Source organism: Dactylosporangium sp. NPDC050688 (assembly GCF_040654515.1).
Classification (GTDB): Bacteria; Actinomycetota; Actinomycetes; order Mycobacteriales; family Micromonosporaceae; genus Dactylosporangium.
Window position 1 is genome coordinate 273,581 of record NZ_JBFAIC010000002.1, and the last position, 25,028, is coordinate 298,608.

Annotated in this window: 18 protein-coding genes and 1 pseudogene; 3 read left to right on the top strand and 16 right to left on the bottom strand. The window is 73.1% G+C overall.

The features are described from left to right. Positions 1-230: 230 nt before the first annotated feature. The 11 genes and pseudogenes from AB0H83_RS03745 to AB0H83_RS03795 form a co-directional block, all read right to left on the bottom strand. A complete protein-coding gene (locus AB0H83_RS03745; protein ID WP_360086228.1) occupies positions 231-1,757 on the bottom strand; it encodes an NADH-quinone oxidoreductase subunit M in 1,527 nt (508 codons plus the stop codon). Further along, positions 1,754-3,598 (bottom strand): NADH-quinone oxidoreductase subunit L, encoded by a 1,845-nt coding sequence (locus AB0H83_RS03750; RefSeq protein ID WP_360086231.1) that lies wholly within the window; start codon positions 3,596-3,598, stop codon positions 1,754-1,756. The genes AB0H83_RS03745 and AB0H83_RS03750 overlap by 4 nt, the downstream gene beginning before the upstream one ends. After that, positions 3,595-3,957 (bottom strand): NADH-quinone oxidoreductase subunit NuoK, encoded by a 363-nt coding sequence (gene nuoK / locus AB0H83_RS03755; RefSeq protein ID WP_360086234.1) that lies wholly within the window; start codon positions 3,955-3,957, stop codon positions 3,595-3,597. Before nuoK ends, AB0H83_RS03750 begins: the two co-directional genes overlap by 4 nt. Continuing rightward, the gene (locus AB0H83_RS03760; protein WP_360086237.1) at positions 3,957-4,487 is read right to left on the bottom strand and encodes an NADH-quinone oxidoreductase subunit J; all 531 of its coding nucleotides are present in this window, start codon (positions 4,485-4,487) and stop codon (positions 3,957-3,959) included. The genes nuoK and AB0H83_RS03760 overlap by 1 nt, the downstream gene beginning before the upstream one ends. 83 nt (positions 4,488-4,570) lie before the next feature. Further along, a complete protein-coding gene (locus AB0H83_RS03765; protein WP_360086240.1) occupies positions 4,571-6,154 on the bottom strand; it encodes a methyl-accepting chemotaxis protein in 1,584 nt (527 codons plus the stop codon). Then, positions 6,094-6,726: pseudogene (locus AB0H83_RS03770) on the bottom strand (NADH-quinone oxidoreductase subunit I). Before AB0H83_RS03770 ends, AB0H83_RS03765 begins: the two are co-directional and overlap by 61 nt. Before the next feature lie 15 nt (positions 6,727-6,741). After that, positions 6,742-7,701 (bottom strand): NADH-quinone oxidoreductase subunit NuoH, encoded by a 960-nt coding sequence (gene nuoH, locus AB0H83_RS03775; RefSeq protein WP_360086243.1) that lies wholly within the window; start codon positions 7,699-7,701, stop codon positions 6,742-6,744. After that, positions 7,701-8,267 (bottom strand): NADH-quinone oxidoreductase subunit C, encoded by a 567-nt coding sequence (locus AB0H83_RS03780; RefSeq protein ID WP_360086246.1) that lies wholly within the window; start codon positions 8,265-8,267, stop codon positions 7,701-7,703. Before AB0H83_RS03780 ends, nuoH begins: the two co-directional genes overlap by 1 nt. A 9-nt stretch (positions 8,268-8,276) precedes the next feature. Beyond that, entirely contained in the window at positions 8,277-8,789 is a 513-nt protein-coding gene (locus tag AB0H83_RS03785; protein WP_360086249.1) for an NADH-quinone oxidoreductase subunit B family protein, read from the bottom strand. A gap of 5 nt (positions 8,790-8,794) precedes the next feature. Further along, the gene (locus AB0H83_RS03790) at positions 8,795-10,201 is read right to left on the bottom strand and encodes an aminotransferase class V-fold PLP-dependent enzyme (protein WP_360086252.1); all 1,407 of its coding nucleotides are present in this window, start codon (positions 10,199-10,201) and stop codon (positions 8,795-8,797) included. Beyond that, positions 10,198-11,538, bottom strand: coding sequence for an MFS transporter (locus AB0H83_RS03795; protein WP_360086255.1), 1,341 nt, complete (start codon positions 11,536-11,538; stop codon positions 10,198-10,200). The genes AB0H83_RS03790 and AB0H83_RS03795 overlap by 4 nt, the downstream gene beginning before the upstream one ends. Positions 11,539-11,681: 143 nt before the next feature. Here AB0H83_RS03795 and AB0H83_RS03800 point away from each other — a divergent pair, with 143 nt between their 5' ends. After that, complete coding sequence (locus AB0H83_RS03800) at positions 11,682-13,001, top strand: gamma-glutamyltransferase (RefSeq protein WP_360086258.1); 1,320 nt, start codon at positions 11,682-11,684, stop codon at positions 12,999-13,001. Positions 13,002-13,007: 6 nt separating this feature from the next. Here the strand turns inward: AB0H83_RS03800 and proB are convergent, their stop codons facing one another. After that, positions 13,008-14,108 carry a glutamate 5-kinase gene (proB, locus tag AB0H83_RS03805; protein WP_360086261.1) on the bottom strand — a complete coding sequence of 367 codons (1,101 nt, stop codon included), beginning with the start codon at positions 14,106-14,108 and terminating at the stop codon, positions 13,008-13,010. Between the two features lie 52 nt (positions 14,109-14,160). Here proB and AB0H83_RS03810 point away from each other — a divergent pair, with 52 nt between their 5' ends. After that, positions 14,161-14,457, top strand: a complete 297-nt coding sequence (locus tag AB0H83_RS03810) for an MGMT family protein (RefSeq protein WP_033357701.1) — start codon at positions 14,161-14,163, stop codon at positions 14,455-14,457. 433 nt (positions 14,458-14,890) lie between these two features. On the opposite strand, the gene AB0H83_RS03815 is transcribed toward AB0H83_RS03810, so the two are convergent. From AB0H83_RS03815 to AB0H83_RS03825, 3 genes are all read right to left on the bottom strand, one after another. Further along, on the bottom strand, positions 14,891-16,981 hold the full coding sequence (locus AB0H83_RS03815) for a DEAD/DEAH box helicase (protein ID WP_360086265.1): 2,091 nt from the start codon (positions 16,979-16,981) through the stop codon (positions 14,891-14,893). Positions 16,982-17,011: 30 nt separating this feature from the next. Then, a complete protein-coding gene (locus tag AB0H83_RS03820; RefSeq protein WP_360086268.1) occupies positions 17,012-20,638 on the bottom strand; it encodes a PQQ-dependent sugar dehydrogenase in 3,627 nt (1,208 codons plus the stop codon). Between the two features lie 233 nt (positions 20,639-20,871). Further along, the gene (locus AB0H83_RS03825; RefSeq protein WP_360086271.1) at positions 20,872-21,840 is read right to left on the bottom strand and encodes an NlpC/P60 family protein; all 969 of its coding nucleotides are present in this window, start codon (positions 21,838-21,840) and stop codon (positions 20,872-20,874) included. An 86-nt stretch (positions 21,841-21,926) separates the two neighbouring features. On the opposite strand from AB0H83_RS03825, the gene AB0H83_RS03830 reads away from it, so the two are divergent. After that, positions 21,927-22,778 (top strand): hypothetical protein, encoded by an 852-nt coding sequence (locus tag AB0H83_RS03830; RefSeq protein WP_360086274.1) that lies wholly within the window; start codon positions 21,927-21,929, stop codon positions 22,776-22,778. Between the two features lie 299 nt (positions 22,779-23,077). Here the strand turns inward: AB0H83_RS03830 and AB0H83_RS03835 are convergent, their stop codons facing one another. After that, the gene (locus AB0H83_RS03835; RefSeq protein WP_360086277.1) at positions 23,078-24,790 is read right to left on the bottom strand and encodes a DEAD/DEAH box helicase; all 1,713 of its coding nucleotides are present in this window, start codon (positions 24,788-24,790) and stop codon (positions 23,078-23,080) included. Positions 24,791-25,028 lie beyond the last annotated feature (238 nt).

Below are 25,028 nucleotides of genomic sequence, written 5' to 3' on the forward strand. Positions count from 1 at the left end.
GGAAACGGGCGGCCGGATGGTGCCGGTCACTCGGCGCGCCGTTGCCCGGCCCGCCCCGGCAACCGCCGCGGAGGAACCCACAGCCGCCCCGCCTGCCCGGCAGGAGCCGGCGGCAAGGGCCACCGCCGAGCCGGCGGCACCCGACGGCAACGACACCCCGGCCGGCGCGAAGGCCCCACAGGGCACGCCGGCCGGAGAGGGCCGGTAGGTAGGCAGGCGGCGGGCGGGGATCATCGGGTGATCACTTCGGCGAGGGCGGCCACCGGGTCGGCGGAGTAGCCGAGGACCAGGTCCGGGACGACGCCGACGGCCAGGGTGAGCGCGATCAGCGGGGACCACGCGACCAGCTCCCCCGGGCGCAGCCGGCCGGCGGTGGTGAGGGCGGTGACCGGCGGGGTCGCGGCGCCGTGGGTGACGCGGCGCAGCAGGCGCAGGAAGTACGCGGCGGCGAGGGCGGCACCGGCGGCGGCGAGCACGCCGAGCGTGGTCCAGAGCGGGCCGCCGCGCTCGAAGGCGGCGACCACGGCGAACGACTCGCCCCAGAAGCCGGCCAGGCCCGGCAGGCCGAGGGAGGCGATGGCGGCGAAGGCCAGCACGCCGCTGAGCGCGGGTGCGGTCTCGCGCAGGCCGCCGAGCTGGGCCAGGTCGCCGGTGTGTGCGCGGTCCTTGATCCCGCCGGCGACGAAGAACAGCAGGCCGGTGACGACGCCGTGGGCGATGTTGCCGATGAGGGCGGCCTGGAAGCCGGTGGTGGTGAGGGTCGCGACGCCGAGCAGGACGAAGCCCATGTGCCCGACTGACGAGTAGGCGATGAGGCGCTTGAGCTCGGTCTGGGCGAGGCAGACGAGGCCGCCGACGATGATCGCGGCGGTGGCGAGGATGCCCAGGACCGGGGCGCTGCGGGCGGCGGCGTCGGGGGCGACGCCGACGGCGACCCGGAGCAGACCGTAGGTGCCCATCTTCAGCAGGACGCCGGCGAGCACGACCGAGCCGACGGTCGGCGCCTCGGTGTGCGCCGCCGGCAGCCAGGTGTGCAGCGGCCAGAGCGGGCTCTTGACCGCGAACGCGGCGGCCAGCAGCACGAACGCGAACAGCTGCAGGCCGCTGCTCATCGGCCGGGTCGCCGGGTCGGTGAGGGCGACGAGGTCGGCGGTGCCGGTGGCGGAGACGACGGTGAAGACGCCGACGAGCAGCAGGACCGAGCCCAGCAGCGTGTAGAGCACGAACTTGCGGGCCGCGCGGCGGCGGTCGGCACCGCCCCAGACTGCGATCACCGCATACATCGGCAGGAGGACGACCTCGAAGAAGACGAAGAACAGCACCAGGTCGAGGGAGAGGAACACGCCGATGATGCCGACCTCGAGGACCAGCAGCAGGGCGACGAGGAGCCGGCCGCGGCCCGGGTCGGGGACCCGCCAGAGGCAGTAGGCGCAGCACAGCATCGTCAGGGCGGCGGTGAGCACGACCAGCGGGTAGGAGATGCCGTCGACGCCGAGGTGGAAGCGGAGGCTGAGGTCGGGTGCCCAGGGCACGTCGATCTCCGCCCAGGGTGCGATCGCCGCGGCGGGCGCGGTGCCGGCGGGCACGGCCGGGGCGCCGGGCAGGAACGCCAGGGCGACGCCGAACGTGGCGGCGGCGAACGCGGTGCCGCCGATGCGGGCGGCCCGGTCGAGGCGGGCGGGCATGCCCGCGGCGAACAGCGCGCCGATCGCCGGCAGGATCAGCAGCGCGAGGAGCAGGGTCTGACCGGCACTCACCAGGACACCCCCACGACCACGGCGATGGCGGCGGCGAGGACGACCGCGCCGCCGAGGACCGCGCCGGTGGCGCGGGGCAGCCCGGCGATGTGCGCCCGGGCGAGGAGCGCGCCGGCACCGGCGGCGCCGGCACCGGTCGCGTCAACGGCGCCGTCGACGACGGTCTCGTCGGTGCGGCGGGCGAGCCGGGCCAGGGCGGTGACCGGCCGGGTGACCAGCGCGTCCTGGACCGCGTCGAGATAGAACGCGTTGGCCAGCAGCCGGGTGAGGGCGGTGTCGGGCAGGTCGGCGGCCGGGTCGCGGCGCCAGGCGAGCGCGGCACCGGCGGCCAGCAGCGCGAGCGGCGCCAGCGCGAACGCGCCGAGCTCCGCGACGGCGTGCGCGCCGCCGAGCCGCCGGGCGAAGGCGGCCGAGAGGCCGGCGAACCCGAGCAGGACGGTCGGCACGGCGAGGACGAGCAGCGGCCCGCGCATCGCCCACGGTGGCTCGTGCGCGGCGCGGGCGGCGGCGCCGCGGGGCGCGCCGAGGAACGTGCGGCGCCACAACCGGACCACGTAGGCCGCGGTGACCAGCACGGTCAGCGCCGCGGCGGCGAGCACGAGCACCGCGGCGGCCCGCGGCACCGGCGCACCGGCGTCGGACGTGGCGTGCCAGGCGGCCTCGATGATCGAGTCCTTGCTCCAGAACCCGGCGAGGGGCGGGACGCCGGCGAGCGCGGCCAGGCCGGCGGTCATCGTCCAGAACGTCACGGGCATGCGGGTGCGCAGCCCGCCCATGGCGGCCATGAGGTTGGTGCCGACGGCGTGGATCACCGCGCCGGCGGCGAGGAACAGCAGCGCCTTGAACGCGGCGTGCGTGAGCAGGTGGAACAGCGCGGCGGCGGGGGCGCCGACGGCGAGGGCGCCGGTCATGTACCCCAGCTGGCTCACCGTCGACCAGGCCAGGACCCGCTTGATGTCGTCCTGGCCGAGGGCGGCGAGGGCGCCGAGCAGCATCGTGACCGACGCCATGACGGCGAGGACGGTGAGCGCCGCGCCGGTCTGCTCGAACAGCGGATAGAGCCGGGCCACGACATAGACGCCGGCGGCGACCATGGTCGCGGCGTGGATGAGCGCGGAGATCGGGGTGGGGCCCGCCATCGCGTCGGGCAGCCAGGTGTGCAGCGGGAACTGGGCACTCTTGCCCGCGACGCCGGCCAGCAGCAGCACGCAGGCGGCGGTGACGGTGCCGGCGGGCAGGTCCGCGGCGAACACGTCGGCGATGCGGAAGCTGCCGGCGTGCAGGCCGAGCAGCACGATGCCGATCAGGAAGCCGACGTCGCCGACGCGGGTCACCAGGAACGCCTTGACCGCGGCGCGGGGTGCCTCCGGCAGCCGCCGGTCGTGGCCGATCAGCAGGTAGGAGCAGATGCCCATGACCTCCCAGCCGACCAGCAGGGCGATCAGGTCGCCGGAGACGACGACGAGCAGCATCGCGCCGGTGAACAGGCTGACCTGCGCGGCATAGGGCGCGTAGCGCTCGTCGTCGTGCAGGTAGGCCACCGAGTAGACCTGGACGCACAGGGCGACGACGCCGACGGCGACCGCGACGAGCCCGGCGGGGCCGTCGAGCCAGGTGCCGAACGTGACGGACAGCCGCCCGAACTCGGCGACGACGACGCCGGCGTCGGCCTCCCGCGCCCCGCGCAGGGCGACAGCAACCGCGCAGGCCAGCGCGGCGGCCGCGGCGCCGATGCCGAGCGCGGCGGCGATCCCGCGGCGCTGGTTGCGCAGCAGCAGACCGAGCAGCCCGGCGACCACCGGGACCGCGGGCAGCGCAAGCCCGAGCAGGTCGACCTTCACCGCGCCACCTCCGGGTCGGGCTCGGGCGACGCCTCGGCAGCCGGGCCGGCGGGCTGCTCGGTGAGCGGCAGGTCCTCGACGTCGACCGAGCGGCGCAGCCGGTACAGCTGGAGGATGAGGGCGAGACCCACGCCGATCTCCGCGGCGGCGAGCACGATGACGAACAGGGCGAACGACTGGCCGCCGTGCGGCACCATGGAGCGGATCGTGGCGTCGGCGGTGACGAGCACCAGGTTGACCGCGTTGAGCAGCAGCTCGACCGCCATCAGCAGCAGCACGGCGTTGCGCCGGACGATGACGCCGTAGACGCCGATGCCGAACAGCAGCGCCGCGATCGTGAACGGCAGGACCGGATGCATCAGCGCCCCCGCCCGCCTGGACGGGGGCCGGACCCGGCGCTGACGTCCGGCCGGGACACCACGATCGCGCCGACCAGCGCCGCCAGCAGCAGCACCGACACCAGCTCGAACGGCAGCACCCAGGTGCGGAAGACGGCGCCGCCGATCGCCTCGGCGGTGCCGGGCTCGGGCAGCCCGACCCGGCTCCAATGGAAGGCGTCGATGAACAGCACCCCCAGGCCGGCGGCGGCGCCGGCACCGACGAGCGCGCCCGGCCAGCGGACCCGGTCGAGGTCGTCGCTGGCGCCGATCGGCGCGCGGGTCAGCATCACGGCGAACAGCAGCAGGACCACCACGGCGCCGACATAGAGCAGCACCTGCACCCAGGCCAGCAGCTCCGCGGACAGCACGAGATAGAGCCCGGCGACGGCGCCCAGCGTGACGACGAGCCACAGCCCGGCCCGGACCACGTGCCGGGTGGTCACGACCAGCAGGCCCGCGCCCACCGCGACGGCGCCGAGTGCGACGAGGAGCACATCCGCCGCTGTCATCCCGATGCCACCCTCATGGCGGACATCCTGCCACCAGGGTCCGACAGGATTCGACCGGCGGGCGGCAAAAGAGGAACAAAAAGCTACGCGCGGAAGCGCGACACCACCCGGCTCAGCTCCTGCGACATGCCCGCCAGCTCGGCCGCCGCCGACTCGGTCTCCTGCACCCCGACGCTGGTGGACTGCGCCGCCCGCGCGACCCGGCCGATGCTGGCCGCGATCTCGGTGCTGCCGCTGGCCGCGTTCGCCGCGTTGCGGCCCATCTCGTTCGTCGTCGCGGTCTGCTCCTCGACGGCGGAGGCGATCGTCGTCTGGTAGCCGTTGACGCTCTCGATGACCTCGCTGATGCGGCTGATCGCGGCCACGGCGCTGGCCGCGTCGGCCTGGATCGCGGAGATCCGCTGGCTGATGTCCTCGGTCGCCTTCGCGGTCTCCTGCGCCAGGTCCTTCACCTCGTTGGCGACGACCGCGAAGCCCTTGCCGGCCTCGCCGGCGCGGGCGGCCTCGATGGTGGCGTTGAGCGCGAGCAGGTTGGTCTGCGCGGCGATGCCGGTGATGACGTTGATGACGTTGCCGATCTCGGCGCTGGACTCGCCCAGCTTCGCCATGGTGCGGGTCGTCTCGTTGGCGGCCTCCATGGCCTCGTTCGCGACCCGTACCGCTTCCGTGGCGTTCTGCGCGATCTCCCGGATGCTCTCGTTCATCTCGTCGGTGCCCACGGCGACGGTCTGCACGTTGCGCGACACCTGGCCGGCCGCGCCGCTGACGGCGGTGGCCTGCTCGGCGGCGTCGTCGACGCCCGAGGCGATGGTGCGGGCCACGGCGGTGAGGCGGGTCGACGAGCCAGCCAAGGACGTCGCCGACGTGCTGACGAGGCGCACCATCTCGGCGATGCGGTCGAGGCTGCCGTTGAGCGCCAGGCCCATCTGGCCGACCTCGTCGCCGCTGGTCACGTCCATGCGGGCGGTCAGGTCACCGCCGGCGACCTCGTCCAGGACGGTCTTGGCGCGGCGCACCGAGCGCACGATCGACCGGGCGACGAGCCCGGCGAGGCCAATCGACAGCAGGATGCCGAGCACCAGCATGACGATCAGGCTGGTGCGGGCGGACTCGTACGTGTCGGTGGCGTCGTCGGAGATCTTCTTCGCGTTGGCCTGCTCGATGTCGGCGATCTTGCTGCCGGCGTTCTGCTGCGCCTCCAGGATGGCGCCCATCTCGGGCGTGAACAGGGCCTGCAGCGCGCCGGGCAGATTGCCCTGGCGGGCGGCCGGCAGGACCTGCTCGTCGCGGATCTTGCGGATGGTGGCCATCTGCCGCGCCAGCTCGTCGGCGAGCGTCTTGCCCTCCGCGGTGTGGCGGCTGGCGAGGTAGGCGGCGTACGCCTCGTCGAAGCTCGCGTCGACGGGCTTGATGTACCCGGACACGATCTGCTCCACGTTCGCGGCCGGGCTGACGGCGACCGCGTACATGAGCAGCTGGGTCTCGGTCCAGTGGTTCTGCATCTTCTGCGCGTTGTAGCCGGGCGCGCCGGCGGTGGCGTAGACGTCGTCGGCGCGCTGGTTGAGCACCTTCAGCCGGGTGATCCCGTAGACGCCGACCACCACCGTCACCACCGAGACGAGCAGGAAGCCGATGAACAGTTTCTGCGAGATCCCCAGCCGGGACATGCCGCCACCTCCGCGCAGTCGGCCGCGGCAAAGGCGCGGCTCACCACGAGGATCGGTCAGGCAGCGCCGCCACCTGAGCGTTTTGCGGCGGCGGTCTGCTCCTTGGCCGGTTCGCCCCGATGGTCGTGGGCCGGCGGCGCGGGGACGGTGGCGACCCACTCCTCGAGCCGGTCCTTCTCGTGCAGCAGGTCGCGGATGTCGTGCTCGGCGTACTCGAACTCGGGCGACCAGTGCAGCGCGTCGAACGGGCACACCTCGACGCAGATCCCGCAGTACATGCACAGCGAGAAGTCGATCGCGAACCGGTCGAGCACGTTGCGCTGCCTGGCCCGCGCCGCGCCCGGGACGACGACCTCCTCCTTGTGGGAGTCGATGTAGATGCACCAGTCGGGGCACTCCCGGGCGCACAGCATGCAGACCGTGCAGTTCTCCTCGATGAGCGCGATGACACCGCGGCTGCGCGGCGGCAGGTCGGGCTCGACGTCGGGATACTGCTGGGTGCCGGTGCGCCGGCCCAGCGTGCCGAGGGTCACCGCGAGGCCCTTGACGAGGCCCTTACCGGGAAGTTCCATGCGTGCCCTCCTTGCTTACAGTGCGACCTTGACCGCGGCGGTGATGACGAGCTGCAGCAGCGCGAGCGGCACCAGCACCAGCCAGCACAGCCGCTGCAGCTGGTCCTCGCGCAGGCGCGGATACGCGACCCGCAGCCAGATCACCACGAACGCGACGGCGAAGACCTTCAGCAGCGTCCACAGCCAGCCGAGCTGGTCGTCGAACGGGCCTTTCCAGCCGCCGAGGAACAGCACGGTGGTGAGCGCGGCGATCACGACGATGCCGACATACTCGGCCAGCAGGAAGAACGCGAACCGCAGGCCCGTGTACTCCGTCAGGTAGCCGAAGACCAGCTCGGAGTCGGCGATCGGCATGTCGAACGGCGGGCGGCGGATCTCGGCGAGGCCGGCGGTGAAGAAGATCAGCATCGCCGGCAGCTGCCACAGCAGCCACCAGGGGCGCCATGCCTCGACGATGCCGGACAGTGACAGCGTGCCGGCGGCCATCGCGACCGACGCCGCCGACAGCACGAACGGCAGCTCGTAGCCGAGCAGCTGGGCCGCCGCCCGCAACCCGCCGAGCAGCGAGTACTTGTTGGCCGACGACCAGGCGGCCATGAGCACGGCGATCACGCCGATGCCGACGACGGCCAGGACGAAGAACAGCCCGACGTCCAGCGGCTGAGCGACGAGGCCGTGCGGCCCGAGCGGGATGACCAGCAGGACGGCCAGGTAGGGCAGCAGCGCGACGACCGGGGCGAGCCGGAAGACCTGCCGGTCGGCGGCGCGCGGCGTGATGTCCTCCTTCTGCACGAACTTGACCCCGTCGGCGACCAGCTGCGCCCAGCCGTGGAAGGCGCCGGCATACATGGGGCCGAGGCGGCCCTGCATGTGCGCCATGACCTTGTGCTCGGCCTGGCCGACGATGAGCGGCAGGGTGAGGAACGCGCCGACCACGACGAGGACCCGTAGAGCCAGCTCCAACCAGATCGGCATCAGGCCCGGCCTCCCGGCCACTCGCTGGGGTCGGGCACGCCCGGCGGGCGCATCGGGGCGCGCTTGCTCACCGTGTGCTCGCTCTCCCCCGGCTCCTTCGCGCCGGGCCACGGCTTCGCCACCCGGGACGCGAGCACGAACTCCTTGCGCAGCGGGTGGCCCTCGAACTCCGGCGGCAGCAGCAGCGGCGCCAGTGCGTCGTTGCCCACGAAGCCGATGTCGAACATCTCGTGCGTCTCCCGCTCGTGCCAGGCGGCTCCCGGATACACGTCGACGACCGAATCGACGGCGGGTGCCTCCCTCGGCAGGGAGGTGCGCAGCAGCAGGCCGTGGTGCGCGGTCGTCGACCAGACGTGCGCGACCACGGTGAAGCCGCCTGGCAGCTCGTCAACGGCGGACAGCCAGTCGAAGAAGTCGCAGGCCAGCCGGTCGCGGGCGGTCAGCAGCGCGTCGTGCCAGCGCTCGGGCGGCACGTCGACGGTCGGCCGGCTGTGGCGGCCACCCCCGGCGGACTCGCTGACGGACGCGTCGTCACCGAACAGCCCGCCGAGCTCGTCGGAGTTCATGCCGAGATCCTACGGCTTGCGCACAGCAGGGGCGGTCAGCGCTTTGACGTCGGTGCGGTTGACCCCGCCGAGCCCCGACTGCTCCCCCGCGATCTTGTCCTGGAGCTTCATGATGCCGTGCAGGAGCGCCTCCGGGCGCGGCGGGCAGCCGGGGACGTAGACGTCGACGGGGATGAGCTGGTCGACGCCCTTGGTGACGGAGTAGGAGTCCCAGTAGGGCCCGCCGCAGTTGCTGCACGCGCCGAAGCTGATCACGTACTTCGGCTCGGGCATCTGGTCATAGAGCCGCTTGACCGCGGGCGCCATCTTGTCGGTGACGGTGCCGGAGACGACCATGAGGTCGGCCTGGCGCGGCCCGTGCGCGAACGGGATGACGCCAAGGCGCATGAAGTCGTGCCGCCCCATGGACGTGGCGATGAACTCGATCGCGCAGCAGGCGAGACCGAAGTTGAACACCCACAGCGAATAGCGACGTCCCCAGTTGAGCACGAACTTGATCGGGTCGCCCACGACACTCCCCATATGCGTCAGCCTACGCCCGTCGGGCGCTGCAGCAGACTGAGGAATGCGACCAGTAACTGTTCGCGCACGGCCGGTGGCGCGGCGTTGAGCAGCGTGTTGATGACGGCCATCCGCTCGGGCAGGACGGCGTCGCCGGCACCGACGCCGAGCGCGGCGGCCACCGACTCGACCGAGCCGAGCAGCTCGAAGATGCCGTCGGGCAGTTCCACGGGGCCAAGGGCCCGGGCAGCGGCGACGGACGCGGCGAGGTCCGCGGCGAACTCCTCCACTCTGGGTGCGACGGCCGCGGTCACCGTCAGGTGTACCGACGGCGCGATGTCCCCGTGCTGGAACTGCGGCTGGGTGTGCCAGCCCCGGGCGGCGAGCTCGTCGGCGAGCACGAACAGGTCGACGCCGTCCGGCGGGGCGGACTGGAACGCGACCACCGTCGACTCGACCGGCAGCAGCCGCAGCCCGTCGACGGCCGACACGGCGGCGGCGAGCCCGCGCACCGCGGTGCGGGTGGTGTCGGCGAGGGCCAGGTAGCCGTCGTTGCCGAGGTGCCGCAGGGTCGCCCAGGCCGCCGCGATCGGCCCGCCGGAGCGGGTCGAGGAGATGACCGGGTTGACCATCGTGTAGCCGGGCCAGTCGGCGTAGCCGAAGTACTGCGGCAGGCGCAGCGCCTCGTCGCGGTGCAGCAGGACGGAGACACCCTTCGGCGCGTACGCGTACTTGTGCAGGTCGACGGAGATGCTGGTCACGCCCGGGACGGACAGGTCGAACGCCGGGACCGGCTCGCCGAGGCGGCGCAGGAACGGCAGCGTCCACCCGCCGAAGCAGGCGTCGACGTGGCAGCGGACCCCGGCGGCGGCCGCGGCGGCCGCGATCGGCTCGACCGGGTCGATCAGTCCGTGCGCGTAGGACGGCGCCGAGCACGCGACCAGCACCGTGGACGGCCCGATCGCCGCCGCGACGTCGGCAGGGTCCACCCGCAGGTCGGCGCCCACCGGTACCACATCCAACGCCACCCGCAGGTAGGCGGCGGCCTTCGCGAGGGCGGCGTGCGCGGTGACCGGCATGACCAGGCGCGGCTCGGCGATGTGCGGGGCGCCGTCACGGGCCGCCTTCACGGCGAGGATCAGTGACTCGGTGCCGCCGCTGGTGACGCTGCCGACGGTCTGCGGCCCCCCGCCGAGGACGGCCGCGGCCATCCCGACGAGGTCGTTCTCCATCCGCAGCAGCGACGGGAACGCGGTCGGGTCGAGCCCGTTGACGTGCGCGGACGACGCGTACGCGGCCGAGGCCAGCTCGTCGAGGCCGGGCACGGCCGGGTCGTAGACGTAGGCGAACAGCCGCCCGCCGTGCGTCGGCAGATCCCCTTTGCGCAGCTCGGCGAGCTCGGCCAGGACCTGCTGCGCCGGAATGCCTTTCACGTGACCCCCTCGGTCAGTCGTCGCTCGTCCAGGTCGTAGCCTCGCAGACCGATGAGCGCCGATGCCATGACGATGGCGGGCACGACGGTGAAGCCGAGCAGGACGCCGAGCTTCGCGGTGCCGGACTGCGCCGCGGCCTCGCCCGACGAGCTGGACACGTAGCCGAACGCGGCGAGCAGCAGCGCGAAGATCCCGGGGCCGAGCGCCATGCCGAACGTCTCGCCCGCCGTCCACAGACCGGTGAAGACGCCCGCCTGGCGGCGGCCGGTGCGCTGGGCGTCGAACGCGATGCAGTCCGGCAGCATGGCCATGCCGAAGACCTGCTGGCCGGCGTAGCCGCTGCCGACGAGCCCGGTCAGGACGTACACGGCGACGACCGGCAGGAACGGCGCGAACGCCAGCAACCCGGCGGCGGCCGCGAACAGCACCGAGGCGTACACGTAGGCGCGCAGCTTGCCGACCCGCCGGCCGACCCGGGTCCACACCGGCATGACCAGCAGCGCCGGGCCGACGAAGCAGGCGAACAGCAGCGTCGCGCCGGTGTCCGGGGACTCGAGGATCTGCGTGGCGAAGTAGCTGACCCCGGCCAGCATGGTCGCGATGCCGGCGGCCTGCACGACGAAGCAGATCAGCAGCAGCCGGAACGGCCGGTTGGCCCGCACCACCCGCAGCTGCGCGGCGAAGGACGGCTCGCTCGGCAGGACCTTGCCGACGGGGGCGGCGCGGGTACCGAAGAACGAGCCGAACGTGCCGACGAGGATCAGCGCGGCGACGAAGATCCCCATCGCCCGGTGACCGGGGATGCCGCCGCCGAACTGCTTCGTCACCATCGGCGACAGCGCCCCGGAGACCAGGATCGCGACCGCGAGGATGGCGACCCGCCAGCTCATCAGCCGGGTCCGCTCGGCGTAGTCGTCGGTCATCTCGGCCGGCATCGCGACGTACGGCACCTGGTAGAACGCGAACGCGGTCGCCGCGAGCAGGAACATCACGGCCGCGTAGGCGGCGGAGTCCGCACCGTTCGGCGCGGCGAAGATCGCGGCGAACAGCACCGCCAGCGCCAGGCCGCCGAAGAGCAGAAATGGTCGCCTGGCCCCCATCGAAGTGCGGGTACGATCGGAAATCCTCCCGGCAACCGGGTTGATCAGCACGTCCCACGCCTTCGGCGCCAGCACCAGCAGCCCGGCGACCCCGGCAGCGACGCCGAGCGTGTCCGTCAGGTAAGGCAGCAGGAGCAGGCCCGGCACGGTGCCGAACGCGCCGGTGACGAGCGAGCCGAGCGCATAGCCCGCCCGCACACGTCCCGGCAGGACCTGGGTTCGCACGTCTGGGGCCATGGTCCACGAATGCTAGCGATCACCATCGTGGAAAGGAACCTCCGCTGTCGACCGCCCTGCTGCAGGCAGCATCGCGCCCCCGGTCACGGATCCCGGCCGGGGTCGCCGCCGGGCACCCCGCCACGACCGAGGTCGGGCTGCGGGTGCTCGAGGCCGGTGGGTCCGCCGCCGACGCGGCCGTGGCCGCGATGCTCGCCGGCTGCGTCGCGGAGAGCGTGCTGACCGGCCTGGCCGGCGGCGGGTTCGCCACCTATTTCGACGCCGCCACCGGGGCCACCACCTGCCTGGACTTCTTCTGCGCGGTGCCCGGCCTGGACAGCACCGCACCGGCGGCGCCCATGGTGCCGATCAAGATCTCGTTCGGCGGTGTGCCGCAGCGGTACGAGATCGGCGCGTCGAGCGTAGGAGTGCCCGGCATCCCGGCCGGGGCCGGCGAGATCCACCGTCGATGGGGGCGGCTGCCCTGGCAGCGGGTGGTGGCGCCGGCGCTGAACCTGGCCCGCAGCGGCGTGCTGCTGCCCGGGGCGCACGCCCGCACCCTGGTGTCGCTCGCGCCGGCGATGCTGCCCGGGTTCGGTTCGGCCGTGTACGCACCCGAGGGCCGCCTGCTGGAGGGCGGCGAGCTGCTGCACCACCCCGGCCTGGACGACGCGCTCGGGATCCTGGCCGCGGAGGGGCCGGCCGCCTTCTACACCGGGCGGGTCGGGCAGGCGCTGCTGTCCCAGGTGCAGGCCGGCGGCGGGGTGCTCAGCGCGCGGGATCTCTCCTCGTACCGGGTGCTGCAGGTGCCCGTGGCGGCGGCCGCATTCGGCCCGTACCGCGTCCTGGCACGGGACGACCTGAATGAAACAATCCGGACGATTGCCGCGTTGCCGGCGGGGTTCTCGGCGGTGCAGCTGGCCGACACGCTGCTGGCGTACGGCTCGCAGCGCCTCGGCGACACGACCAACATCGCGGTCGTCGACGACTCGGGCAACGCCTGCGTGATCACCATGACGCTGGGCATCGGCGCCGGGGTGTGGCTGCCGGGCCTCGGCGTCCACCTCAACTCCATGCTCGGCGAGGGTGAGCTCATCCGCCCGGGCACGCTGCCCGGCGAGCGGATGGCGTCGTGCATGTGCCCGACCGTCGTGCTGGACTCCGCCGGCGGCCTGGTCATGGCGATCGGCTCCGCCGGGGCGACCCGCATCCGGACCGCCCTGATCCAGACCCTCACCAACGTGCTGGTCCACGGCGACGACATGGCCACGGCGATCCGCCGGCCGCGCTTCCATCCCGTGGCGGTCGACGGGGTCCGGCGGATGCACGTCGAGCCGGGCTGCGACCCCGCGCCCTTCGCCGGGGCCGGCTATGTGGTGCAGCAGTGGGACCGGCTCGACCACTATTTCGGCGGCGTCAGCGGCGTCGGTCTGGCCGGTGCCGGCGGCGACCCGCGCCGGGGCGGCGTGGGCCGGCTGTTGTAGACGGCGCTACAGCAGCACCAGGTCGTCGCGGTGGACGACCTCGCGCTCGTACGCGGGGCCGAGCGCCGCGGCGAGCTCCCCGGTCGACCTGCCGAGCAGCGGCGGCAGCTCCGTGGCGTCGTAGTTGACCAACCCCCGGGCGACCGGCACCCCGCCGACGTCGACGAGGTCCACCGGGTCCCCGGCCGCGAACCGCCCGTCGACCGCGGTGATCCCGGCCGGCAGCAGCGACGCGTGCCGCTGGATGACGGCCTGCACCGCGCCCGGGTCCAGGTGCAGCCTGCCGCGCGGGCTGGTCGCGTGCGCGAGCCAGAACAGCCGCGCCTGCGGCCGCTCCCGCAGCCGGTGGAACAGCGTGCCGACCGGCTCCCCGGCCAGGACCCTGGCCGCGTTGGGCGCGGACGTCAGCACGACCGGGATCCCGCTGGTCGTCGCGATCCTCGCCGCCTCGACCTTGGTCACCATGCCGCCGGTGCCGACCCCCGCCCTGCCGGGCCGTTTCACGTCGATGCCCGCCAGGTCGTCCGGTGACCGCACGTCCGTCACCGGCAGCGAGCCGGGTTTGGCCGGGTCGCCGGTGTACAGGCCGTCGACGTCCGACAGCAGCACCAGCAGGTCCGCGTGGACGAGCGACGCCACGAGCGCGGCCAGCCGGTCATTGTCACCGAACCGGATCTCCTCCGTGGCGACGGTGTCGTTCTCGTTGACGATCGGCACGGCCCGCAGGTCCAGCAGCCGGCGCAGGGTCCGGTACGCGTTGCGGTAGTGCACCCGCCGCGTCACGTCGTCGACGGTGAGCAGCACCTGCCCGACCACCCTGCCGTGCCGGGCGAACGCGTCGTTGTACGCCCGCATGAGCAGCCCCTGCCCGACGCTCGCCGCCGCCTGCTGCGTCGCGAGGTCCCGCGGCCGCCGCGCCAGCCCCAGCGGCGCCAGCCCCGCCGCGATCGCGCCCGACGACACGAGCACGACCTCCGCCGGACTCTTCGCCAGCGCGTCGACCAGCGCGTCCACCCGCTCCGCGTCGAGCCCGCCGGCCGCGGTGGTCAACGACGACGACCCGACCTTGACCACGATCCGTCGAGCCTCGATGACCTGTTCCCGCACGCCGCCTATCTTGCCGGGTTCCCGTCCGGAACCCACGGTAGGTTCCCATATCGTGGCCGATGACGACTTCGCCGAGCTGGTCCTCACCGTGGTGGAACGCATTCCCCCGGGCCGCGTCATGTCCTACGGCGCGATCGCCGACTACCTGGGCCGGGGCGGCCCGCGCCAGGTCGGCTCCGTGATGGCCCGCGAGGGCGGCGGCGTCCCCTGGCACCGCGTCGTGGCCGCCAACGGCCGCCTCGTCCCGGGCCACGAACAGGAAGCCCTCCGCCGCCACCGCCAGGAGGGAACCCCCCTCAAGTCGGACAAGGTGGACATGCGCCGGGCCGCCTGGTACCCGGAGGACTGACCCGGCCCACGGCAGCACCTGGCGCGGACCTTCGTCCGGCCGCATGGGCGTTGGCGGCCCGGCCCGCCGTCACATCGACCAGCGGCCGGATTGCCGACAACGTGGTGGACTACTGCAACCCGGTGGATTACTGGTCGCCGGCAAACAGGGATCCACCGGGTTCCAGCAATCCACCGGGTAAGCAAGGCGATCGATGGACGGGCGCTGCCGCGCCCCCGCGCAGGCAGTGCGAACGCGGATGTGGCTGGCTGAGCGGTCACGTGGCCCGCCGAGAAGCCTGCCCGGGTCCGGGCAGGCGGGCAAGAGCATCAGACAGAGCGGGCAAGAGCGTCTGGCGGACAGGGCTGAGACGGGCCCACCCGCCACTGGCACGGCCGAGACAGACGCAGCGAAGACCGCACAGTGTGCAGCCAAAGGCCGGTGAAGGCGCCGATCAGGCGGACAGCGCCAGCGCGAACGGCAGAACGTCAGGTGCGCCGGCCCGGCGCAGGAGACGGGCGGCGATCGCCATGGTCCAGCCGCTGTCCACCAGGTCGTCGACGAGGAGGACGGGGCCGCGGAGGGAGGACAGCTGGGCGGCGAGCGGCGGTGGGACCGTGAAGGCATCGTGCAGCGCGCGCACCCGCTGGGCGCTGTTGGTGCGGGAGGCGGCGTCGGCGGAGTGGGCGGGCTCGACGGTGCCGAGCAGGGGCAGGTGGCCGACCTCGGCGATGCGGGTGCCGAGGGAGTGCAGGAGGGTTGGGGTGCTCTGGGAGCCGAGGATCACGACACCGGAGGGGCGGGCCGGCCAGGGGTCGTCGCCCTTGGCCCATTCGGTGAGGGTGGCGACGACGCCGGCGAAGATGTCGTCGGGGAGCGGGGCGTCGGGGGCGGCGAGGAGCTTGCGCAGCTTGTCGCCCCAGCCGAGGTCGCTGAGGCGGCCGATGGCGCGGCCCGGCAGCGCCTGCTCGGCGGGCGGGATCTTGCCGGCGAGGGGGACGCCGATGGCGGCGAGGCCCGTGGGCCACATGCGGCGGGGGGTGATCTCGACGCCGGTGCGGCCGAGGTGGGAGCGGGCCGAGGCGAGGGCGTCCGGGGAGACGGCGGTCGGATACCAGGTGCCGGCGCAGTTGTCGCAGCGGCCGCAGGGGGCGGCGCCGGGGTCGTCGAGGGTGGCGCGCAGGAACTCGAGGCGGCAGGTGGTCAGGGCGGCGTAGTCGCGCATCGCGCCCTGCTCGGCGGCGCGGGCGGCGGCGATGCGGTCATAGCGCTCGGTGTCGTGGCGCCACGGGGCGCCGGTGGACTCCCAGCCGCCGCGGACGCGGTGGACGGCGCCGTCGACGTCGAGGACCTTGAGCATCAGCTCGAGGCGGGTGCGGCGCAGCTCGACGCGGGTCTCCAGGGCGGCGGTGGACAGCGGGCGGCCGGCCTCGGCGAGGGTGTCGAGGACCGCGCGGACCTGCGGCTCGGGCGGGAAGGCCAGGGAGGCGAAGTAACGCCAGATGGCCTGGTCCTCGGTGCCGGGCAGGAGCAGCACGTCGGCCTTGTCGACGGCCCGGCCGGCGCGGCCGACCTGCTGGTAATAGGCGATCGGGGAGGACGGCGCGCCGAGGTGCACGACGAAGCCGAGGTCGGGCTTGTCGAAGCCCATGCCGAGGGCTGACGTGGCGACGAGGGCCTTGATCCGGTTGGCGAGGAGGTCCTCCTCGGCGGCGAGGCGGTCGGCGCCCTCGCTCTGGCCGGTGTAGGCGGCCACCTCGTAACCGCAGGCGCGCAGATAGGCGGCGGTCTCGTGGGCGGCGGCGACGGTCAGCGTGTAGATGATCCCGGAGCCGGTGAACCCGCCCAGGTGCTCGCCGAGCCAGGCGAGCCGGTGCGGGGCCGACGGCAGGGTCAGCGAGCCCAGGCGCAGCGACTCGCGGTCCAGCGAGCCGCGCAGCACCAGGGCGTCGCCGAGCTGCTCGGCGACGTCGGCGGTGACCCGAGCGTTGGCGGTAGCGGTGGTCGCCAGGACCGGGGTGCCGGGGGCGAGGTCGAGCAGCAGGGTGCGCAGCCGCCGGTAGTCGGGGCGGAAGTCGTGGCCCCAGTCGGAGACGCAGTGCGCCTCGTCGACGACCAGCAGGCCCGTGGTGGCGGCGAGCTTGGGCAGCACGTTGTCGCGGAAGTCGGGGTTGTTGAGCCGCTCGGGCGAGACGAGCAGGACGTCGACGCCGCCGGCGGCGATCTCGGCGGTGATCTGGTCCCACTCCTCCAGGTTGGCCGAGTTGATCGTGCGGGCGGTGATGCCGGCCCGGGCCGCCGCCTCGACCTGGTTGCGCATCAGGGCGAGCAGCGGCGACACGATCACCGTCGGCCCGGCGCCGCGGGCGCGCAGCAGCGCGGTGGCGATGAAGTAGACCGCGGACTTGCCCCACCCCGTGCGCTGCACGCAGAGCACCCGGCGGTGCTCGGCGACCAGCGCGGAGATGGCGGCCCACTGGTCCTCCCGCAACTCGGCGGAAGGACCAGCGAGCTTCTTCAGAACGTCGGTTGCCTCAGATCGCACCCCACGAACCTAGCAACCAGGTATGACAAATCACGGCGTGAAGCGCACCGCGGTGCCGGAGACCAGCAGCGGCTGGTTGTACAGGTACTGCGCCGCGGTGGTGCCGGCCGCGTTCTCGACCCCGACGGTGGCGCCGCTGCCCTTCTTCACGTCGTTGTCGAGGCTGGAGTAGTGCAGCGTGATCGTGCCGTCGGGGGCGAACACGACGGAGAACGCCACCCGGTTGTGCACGCCGTTGCCGTAAATGTACGGATTGCGCCACTCGATCACGACCGAGCCGTTGACGAGCGCGGTGCGCACGGACGCCGAGCCGTCCACGACGAGGTCGTCCCAGAAGGCGTACACGGTCGCGTTCGGCGCCGCGGCCGACGGCAGCGCGGAGTGCTCCACGTAGGCGCCGCCCGGGTTCACGAACGAGACCTTGCCGTTGGTGTCGATCCAGGCCGTCGTGTAGGTCTGGCCGTACAGGGTGACCGGCGCCGGCAGGGTCACCTGCTGGATGTTGTCGTCGCCGGTGAGGGTGAGCACCGTGGCGTCGGCCGGGACGAACGGGGTCGCCACCGTCGTGACCGCGTAGTTGCCGGTCGGCGGCGGGGGTGCCGGCAGCGTGAGGTTGAGCGTCTTGCTGGCCGCGTCGACGGTGAGCGCCGACGACGTCGACTGCCCGCTGGCGGTGGCGCTCACGGTGTACGAGCCGTAGGGCACGTCCGCGAAGCTGTACCCGCCGGACGCGCTGGTGGTGGTCGTCGTGCCGGCCGTGAGCGTCACGGTCGCCCCGGCGGCGGCGCCGCCGCCGGAGACCGTCACCGTGCCGCTGACCGTCGCGGTGGACGGCGGCGGCGGGGGCGGCGGGGTGGTGCCGCCGGGCGCGGTGAAGACGACCGCCCGGCCGGACTGCAGCTTCGCGGTGTTGACCGAGTAGGCGAGGCCGACGGTGCCGTCGGCGTTCTCGATGCCGACGGTGGCCGTGCTGCCCCGCTCGATGTCGCTGTCCAGGCTGGCGTAGTTGGTGATCACGTCACCGTTCTCCGAGAGGATCGCCTCGAAGGTGATCCGCCGGCTGGTGTTGCCGTAGATGTACGGGTTGCGCCACTCGACGACGAACTGGCGGTTCGGCGCGGTCCCGATGGTGGTCGTGCGCACGGACGCGTTGGCGTCGACGATCAGGTCGTCGTGGAAGGCGTAGACCGCCGCGTTGGCCAGCGCGGGGTTCGGCAGCGCGGTGTTGTCCCACTTGTACCCGTTGGGGTTGACGAAGCTCACCAGGCCGTTGGTGTCGATCCAAGCGGTGCTGTACGTCTGGCCGTACAACTTGATCGGGAAGGGCAGGGAGATCTGCTGCACGGCGTCGTCGCCGGTCAGGGCCAGCACCGTGGTGTCGGCGTTGACGAACGCCCGGGTGGCGGTGCTGCAGACGTAGCCGAAGCTGTCGGAGCACGAGCCGCCGCCGGTCGCCTCGTAGGTCGCGGTGTAGGTCGCCGCCGCGGTCGGTGCGGTGATGACCTGCGTGGCGGCGCCGCCCTGGCTCCACGAGCCGAAGGTGTACTGGGTGCCGTTGAGCGTCTGCGGCGTCGGCGCCGACACGGTCTGCGTCGACTTCTGGATCACCGTCGCCACGAACGGGGTGACGCCGGTGACCGAGCCGACGGTGACGTTGAGGCCGCTCGGCACGGAGTTGAACGTCATGTTCACGGTCTTCGGGTCGACCCGGCGGCTGACCGTGGTGCTCAGACCACTGCTGTCGGTCGCGGTGAGCCGCAACTCGACATAGGACGGGTACTCGTGGTCGGGCCCGATGAAGGACCCGGACGCGCCGTCGACCTCGCTGATGTAGTGCTGGTGGCAGTTGTCGGGCGCGGCGCAGTGCTGCAAGATCAGCTGCCAGTGCAGGTTCGCCGCCGGGACGGTGCCGTCCTGCGCGTCGGTGGCGTGGCCGGTGAAGGTGACCGTGTCGTTCGTGGCCCAGGTGAAGCCGGCCGCGGGGGTGTCGATCACCGGCACGGGCGCGTCGGAGCCGACGAGGATCTGCAGGGTCTTGGTGTCCGACAGCCCGCCCGCGTCGGTGACCCGCAGCTTGGCCGTGTAGTTGCCGATGCTGGTGTACGTGTGGGCCGCGGCCGGACCGGTCGCGTCCCAGGTGCCGTCGTTCGTGAAGTCCCACTGGTACGTGAGCACGTCGCCGGCGTTGGGGTCGCTCGTGCCGGCCGAGGTGAACTGCACCGCCAGCGGCGGCGCGCCCGAGGTCTTGTCGGCGCTGATCACGGCCGACGGGGGCTGGTTGCCGGCGCTGTAGTTGATCCGCCGCACCGTGCCGCCGTCGATGTCGACGTAGTACAGGTCGCCGCCGGGGCCGATCTCCAGGTCGACGGGGCCGGCCGCGCCGGGCGCGAACGTCTGGATCTTGCTCGGGTCCGGGGTGCCGTTGGTCGGCAGCATCGCGTAGATGCAGCGGCGGGCGTAGTCGCCCCAGAAGAGCGCGCCCTGGTACTGGGCGGGGTAGGCGCCGCCGGAGGTCGGGTAGAACGCGATGCCCGTCGGGCTCGAGCCGCCGGTCGGGCAGCCGTCGTTGTCGTTGACGTACTGGTGGTGCCCGTACGTGTACACCGGGCCGGTCGCGGCGTTGGTGTTGTACAGGCTGGTGCACAGGTTCAGGTTGGCGTCGCGGTACCCGGCCTGCTGCGCGTTGCCCTCGTAGCACGGCCAGCCGAAGTTGGTGACGGGCGTGGCGAGCGGGTTGGGCAGCCGGTTGATCTCCTCCCAGGTCCGCCAGCCGACGTCGCCGATCCAGATCTCGCTGCTGCCGGGCTTGAAGGTCCAGCGGAAGGGGTTGCGCAGGCCGTACGCCACGATCCGCCGCGCGTTGGGGTCGGTGGTCGCGTTGTAGAGCGGGTTGTCGGTCTTGGCCGCGCCGGTGACCGGGTCGATGCGGATGATGGTGCCGCTGAGGCTGGTCGGGTCGCTCAGCGTCCGCACGTCCTGGGAACGCAGGGCGCCGCCCTCGGAGGTGGGCGGGCTCAGCGCCGCGCCGACGCCGCCGGGCGGGTCGCCGCACGGGTTGACCGGGTTGCCCTGCTGGCCCCAGTCGGTGAAGACCGGGCTGGCGCCGTCGCCGCCGCTGACGTAGAGCGCGCCGTCGGGGCCGAAGCGCACGTCGCCCATCGAGTGGGTCTCGAACTGCTGGCACCAGTCGTTGAGGAGCACCTGCTCGGTGCCGGTCCAGGTGTTGCCGCTGGCGGTGAGCTTGGACAGCCGCCCGCTGACGATGCAGCCGGTGCCGGGCGTCGGGCAGGTGTCGCCGAGGTCGAGGCCGCCGCCGATCGGCGTGGTCGCGGTGTACGTGACGTACACGGACGGGTTCGACGGGAAGTTCGGCGGCACCGCCAGGCCGAGCAGACCCTTGTCCTCGTTGTCGTGCACCCGCGCGCTGAGGTCGGCGAACAGGGTGGGCGTCGGGTCGGACAGGCTGTCGTAGACCTGGATCGTGCCGCCCTTCTCCGCGACGAAGACCCGGCCGTCAGGGGCGAACACCAGCTTGGTGGGGTGCGTCAGCCCGGACAGCACGATCTGCTCGGAGAACCCGTTCGGCAGCGTGGTCACCGCGCCGGCCGACTGCGGTGCGGTCAGTGCCGCCGACGCGGGCACGCAGAGCGCGAGCACGAGGCCCATGGTAAAGCGGGAGTGGCGACGACGCCTCATGCGAGCACTCCTGATGCGGACGCACTGGGGGAACCATAAGTAGATGTCCACTGCCTGATCGATGCTGTCGCCAAGCCGACTGGCGCGCCTCGTCCGTTAGGACACAAACAGAACCCCGTTGTAGCCCGTCTCTGCGAGTCGATCAGCGCTTCGCGATCGGCTCACTACCTGCGGTACCTCAAGATCGATCCGGATCACCCCGCCGCATAGTCGGGGCGGCCGTACCCGACGATCGGGGCGTAGTCGAGCAGCCGCATCGAGATGCGCTCGCCGGCACGCGGCGCCTCGATGACCCGGCCGTCGCCGATGTACATGCCGACGTGACTGACGTCCTTGTAGTAGAAGACCAAGTCACCGGGGCGCAGGTCCTCGCGCCTGATCGGCGTGACGGTCTTCTTCTGCCGCGCCGCGTTGTGCGGCAGGACCACGCCGGCCGCCTTCCACGCCGCCATCGTCAGCCCCGAACAGTCGAAGGTGTCAGGTCCGTCGGCGCCCCACCGGTACACCTTGCCGAGCTGGGAGAAGGCGTAGCGGACCGCGCGGCCCGCCGGGTCGTCGGTGAACACCGGCACGTAGCCGTCGTGCAGCGCGCCGGAGGGGGCGCGGGCGGCCCGGCCGGCCCGGTCGCCGCCGAGCCGCCTGAGCTGCGCCTCGATGGTCGCCTTGCGCTGGCCCAGCTCCTGCTGCTGCGTACGCTGGCGGACCTTCAGGCCGCTGAGCTCGTCGTGCTCCCTGGCCAGGGCGGCCCTGTCGGCCTTGAGCCGGCGCAGCGCGTCGGTCCGCCGGCGCTGCAGGTGGTCGAGGGTGGCCAGCTGGTCCATGAACGACTCGGGCGACGGCGCGCTGATGAGCACCGCGGTGGTGGTCACCGCGCCGCTGCGATAGAGCGTGGCGGCGACCTCGTCGGCGTCGCGCTGGGCCGCGTCGACCCGCGCCTGCAGCGGGCCGGTGCGGGAGTTCACCCGCTCCAGCTGGGCGTCGGTCGCGCGCAGGTCGTCGCGGACGGCGTTGAACCGTTCGATGACCACTTCCAGCTCCTGCCACGCGGTGGCGAGCTGGCGCTGCCGGTCGGTGACCGGGTCCGCGTGCCCGGCGCCGGGAACGATCAGGGCCGCGACGACGAACCCCGCGGCCGCGCTCCATAACTTGCCGATTGACCCCACGTGTCGCCAACGAAACATTATGGACAAACGTGACTAAAAGTCCCCCGGTGGAGTAGTAGGGCGGGGCGGCGGCTACGGTCTTGGACATGAAGGGCCCGGTCGTCGCTGGTGGACTCGTGTTGGCGCTGCTCCTGGGCTTCGTGATCGCCAGGTCGACCGAGCGGGCGGCACCGCCGGCCGCGAGCGCGCCGACCGCCATCCCGTCGCACGCGCACGGCGGCGCCACCGCCGGCGACCTGGGCGGGCTGTCGCTGAGCGCCGGCGGCTTCACCCTCGCCCCGGCGGCCACGACGTTCGCCGCCGGCGCGGCGCAGCCCTTCACGTTCCGGGTGCTCGGGCCGGACGGCAAGGCCGTCACCCGCTTCGTGCTCAACCACGAGAAGCTCATGCACCTGGTGGTGGCCCGGCACGACCTGTCCGGTTTCCAGCACCTGCACCCGCAGATGGCGCCGGACGGCACCTGGTCGGTGCCGCTGGGCCTGCCGTCGCCCGGCATCTGGCGGATCTACACCGACTTCCTCACGTTCGACCCGTCAGGCGCGCAGGTGCCGGTCACGCTCGCCGTGGACGCCACGGTCGCCGGGGACTACCGGCCGGTGCCGCTGCCCGACCCGGTGCGCACCGCCGAGACCGGCGGGATGACGGTGGCGCTGGAGGGCACGCCCGCGGTCAACGCCACCCGGCCACTGTCGCTGCGGGTCCTGGCATCGGGCACACCGGTCACCGACCTGGAGCGGTACCTCGGCGCCTACGGCCACCTGGTCGTGCTGCGCGACGGCGACCTGGGCTACCTGCACGTGCACCCCGAGGACCAGCTCGTCGGCGGGGCGGTCAAGTTCTGGCTGTCAGCGCCCAGCGTCGGGCGCTACCGCCTCTACTTCGAGTTCCAGCGCGGTGGACAGGTCCACCGCGCTGAATTCACCGTCGACGTGCGGTAAAGCGAGCGCTCTCGGCCGCGGCGCCAGCGCCGTGCGGGCGCGGGCCGCGCGACCTCGCCCTCCTCACCGGCCCCGGCGGTGAGGAGCGGCACAAGCGGTCAGCCCTCCGAGCCAGCGCTCTCGGTCGCGTCGGCGGGTGCAGCGCGGCCGCACCGTCCTCACCGTCCCCGGCGGTGAGGAGCGACAAGAGCGGTCAGTCCTCCGAGCCGGCGCTCTCGGTCGCGGCCGCCCCGGCGGCGCCGGCGGGCGCGGGCCGCGCCCTCCTCGCCGGCCCCGGCGGTGACAAGCGGCACGAGCGATCAGTCTTCCGAGCCAGCGCTCTCGGTCGCGGCGTCGCCGCCCCGGCCGCGGCCGCCTCGGCGGCGCCGGCGGGTGCGGGCGCGGGCCGTGCGGGCCTCGCCCTCCTCGCCGGCCTCGGCGGTGACGACCGGGCTGCTCTCCACGCCCTCCAGGGCGTCGGCGCTCTCGACCCGGCGCCGGCGGGTGCGGGTGCGGGCCGCACGCGGCTCGCCCTCCTCGCCGGTGCCGGCCGGACCCGCCTCGACGGCCTGGCCGTCGGCGGGGGCCAGCTCGGCGGGGTCGACCTCGCCGTGCCGGCGGCGGCGCCGCGGGCGGCGGGCCTCACCGGCCGGCTCTGCCGCCGGTGCGGCCGCCTCGCTCCGGCCGCGGCCCCGCGAGCGGGCACCCCGGCCGCGCGGCTTGCCCTCGATGTCCTCGAGCTGCTCGGCGGCGAGGCCGGCGCGCTTGCGGTCACCGGTCGGCAGGGAGCCGGTCATGCCCTCCGGGATGCCGATGTCGGTGAGCAGGTGCGCGGAGGTGTGGTAGGTCTCCGGCGGCTCCGGCAGGTCCATGCCCAGCGTCTTGTCGATGATCCGCCAGCGGGGCATGTCCTCCCAGTCGACGAACGTCACGGCGACGCCCGTCGCGCCCGCGCGGCCGGTGCGGCCGATGCGGTGGGTGTAGGTGTCCTGGTCCTCGGGGCAGTCGTAGTTGATGACGTGCGTGACGCCGGACACGTCGAGGCCGCGGGCCGCGACGTCGGTGGCGACCAGCACGTCGATCTTGCCGGCCCGGAACGCGCGCAGTGCCCGCTCCCGCGCGCCCTGGCCGAGGTCGCCGTGCACGGCGGCGGCGGCGAAGCCGCGGAAGTCGAGGTCCTCGGCGACCCGGTCGGCGGCCCGCTTGGTCCGCGTGAAGATCATGGTCAGGCCGCGGTCCGTCGACTGCAGGATCCGCGCCACGATCTCGATCTTGTTCATCGGGTGGGTGCGGTAGATGAACTGCTTCGTCAGCGGCGACGGGCCGGTGCTGGCGTCGTGGTGCGCGTGGATCGTCATCGGCTGGCGCAGGAACCGCCGCGCCAGGGTCACGATCGGGTCGGGCATCGTGGCGGAGAACAGCATCGTCTGCCGGTCCTCCGGCAGCAGGGTCAGGATCCGCTCGACGTCGTCGAGGAACCCGAGGTCGAGCATGCGGTCGGCCTCGTCGAGCACCAGGGCCCGCACGGCGTGCAGGCGCAGGTGCTTGCTCTTGGCCATGTCCAGCAGCCGGCCCGGGGTGCCCACGACGATCTCGACGCCCTTGGTGAGGGCGTCGACCTGCGGCTCGTAGGCGACGCCGCCGTAGAGCGGCAGGACGCGGATGCCGCGGGTCTTGCCGGCGGCGGCGATGTCGCGGGCCACCTGCAGGCCCAGCTCGCGGGTCGGGACCACGACGAGCGCCTGCGGCAGGCCGTCGGCGCCCTCGGCCGGGGCGGTGACCCGGTCCAGCAGCGGCACACCGAACCCGAGGGTCTTGCCGGTGCCGGTGGGCGCCTGGCCGATGAGGTCGGTGCCGCGCAGCGCGATCGGCACGGCGTATTCCTGGATGGCGAAGGCGTGGACGATGCCGACGGCTTCGAGGGCGGCCACGGTCTCGGGCCGGGCACCCAGGTCGGCGAAGGTGGGTGCGTCTGGGCGCACGGGTGCGCGCGGGGCCACAGCTTCGGCGGCCTCAGTGTTGTCGATCGTCATGTTGTGCTCAGGGTGTCTCTCTCGCGGGAGCGCCCCTGGTGAAGCCGGGTGCGCTCGAATGGATAGGGCGCGGGCCACACGCAACCGAAATGATCAAGGTCGCGGGCTACAAGCGCCGGCGCCGGGACTAGGGTCCGTCCACGGCCGTTGGAGCCATTGTACCGGCTCGCGGACCAATGCGCGCACCACGCCGCCAGGTGGCACCGGAGCGCGCCGGGCGACCCGGCGATGTAGTGTG

Excerpts from the sequence above, each read along its gene's own strand:
- nuoK (WP_360086234.1), bottom strand. The coding sequence starts at position 3,957 with ATGCATCCGGTCCTGCCGTTCACGATCGCGGCGCTGCTGTTCGGCATC.
- AB0H83_RS03760 (WP_360086237.1), bottom strand. The coding sequence starts at position 4,487 with ATGACAGCGGCGGATGTGCTCCTCGTCGCACTCGGCGCCGTCGCGGTG.
- AB0H83_RS03765 (WP_360086240.1), bottom strand. The coding sequence starts at position 6,154 with ATGTCCCGGCTGGGGATCTCGCAGAAACTGTTCATCGGCTTCCTGCTC.
- nuoH (WP_360086243.1), bottom strand. The coding sequence starts at position 7,701 with ATGCCGATCTGGTTGGAGCTGGCTCTACGGGTCCTCGTCGTGGTCGGC.
- AB0H83_RS03780 (WP_360086246.1), bottom strand. The coding sequence starts at position 8,267 with ATGAACTCCGACGAGCTCGGCGGGCTGTTCGGTGACGACGCGTCCGTC.
- AB0H83_RS03785 (WP_360086249.1), bottom strand. The coding sequence starts at position 8,789 with ATGGGGAGTGTCGTGGGCGACCCGATCAAGTTCGTGCTCAACTGGGGA.
- AB0H83_RS03795 (WP_360086255.1), bottom strand. The coding sequence starts at position 11,538 with ATGGCCCCAGACGTGCGAACCCAGGTCCTGCCGGGACGTGTGCGGGCG.
- AB0H83_RS03830 (WP_360086274.1), top strand. The coding sequence starts at position 21,927 with ATGAAGGGCCCGGTCGTCGCTGGTGGACTCGTGTTGGCGCTGCTCCTG.
- AB0H83_RS03835 (WP_360086277.1), bottom strand. The coding sequence starts at position 24,790 with ATGACGATCGACAACACTGAGGCCGCCGAAGCTGTGGCCCCGCGCGCA.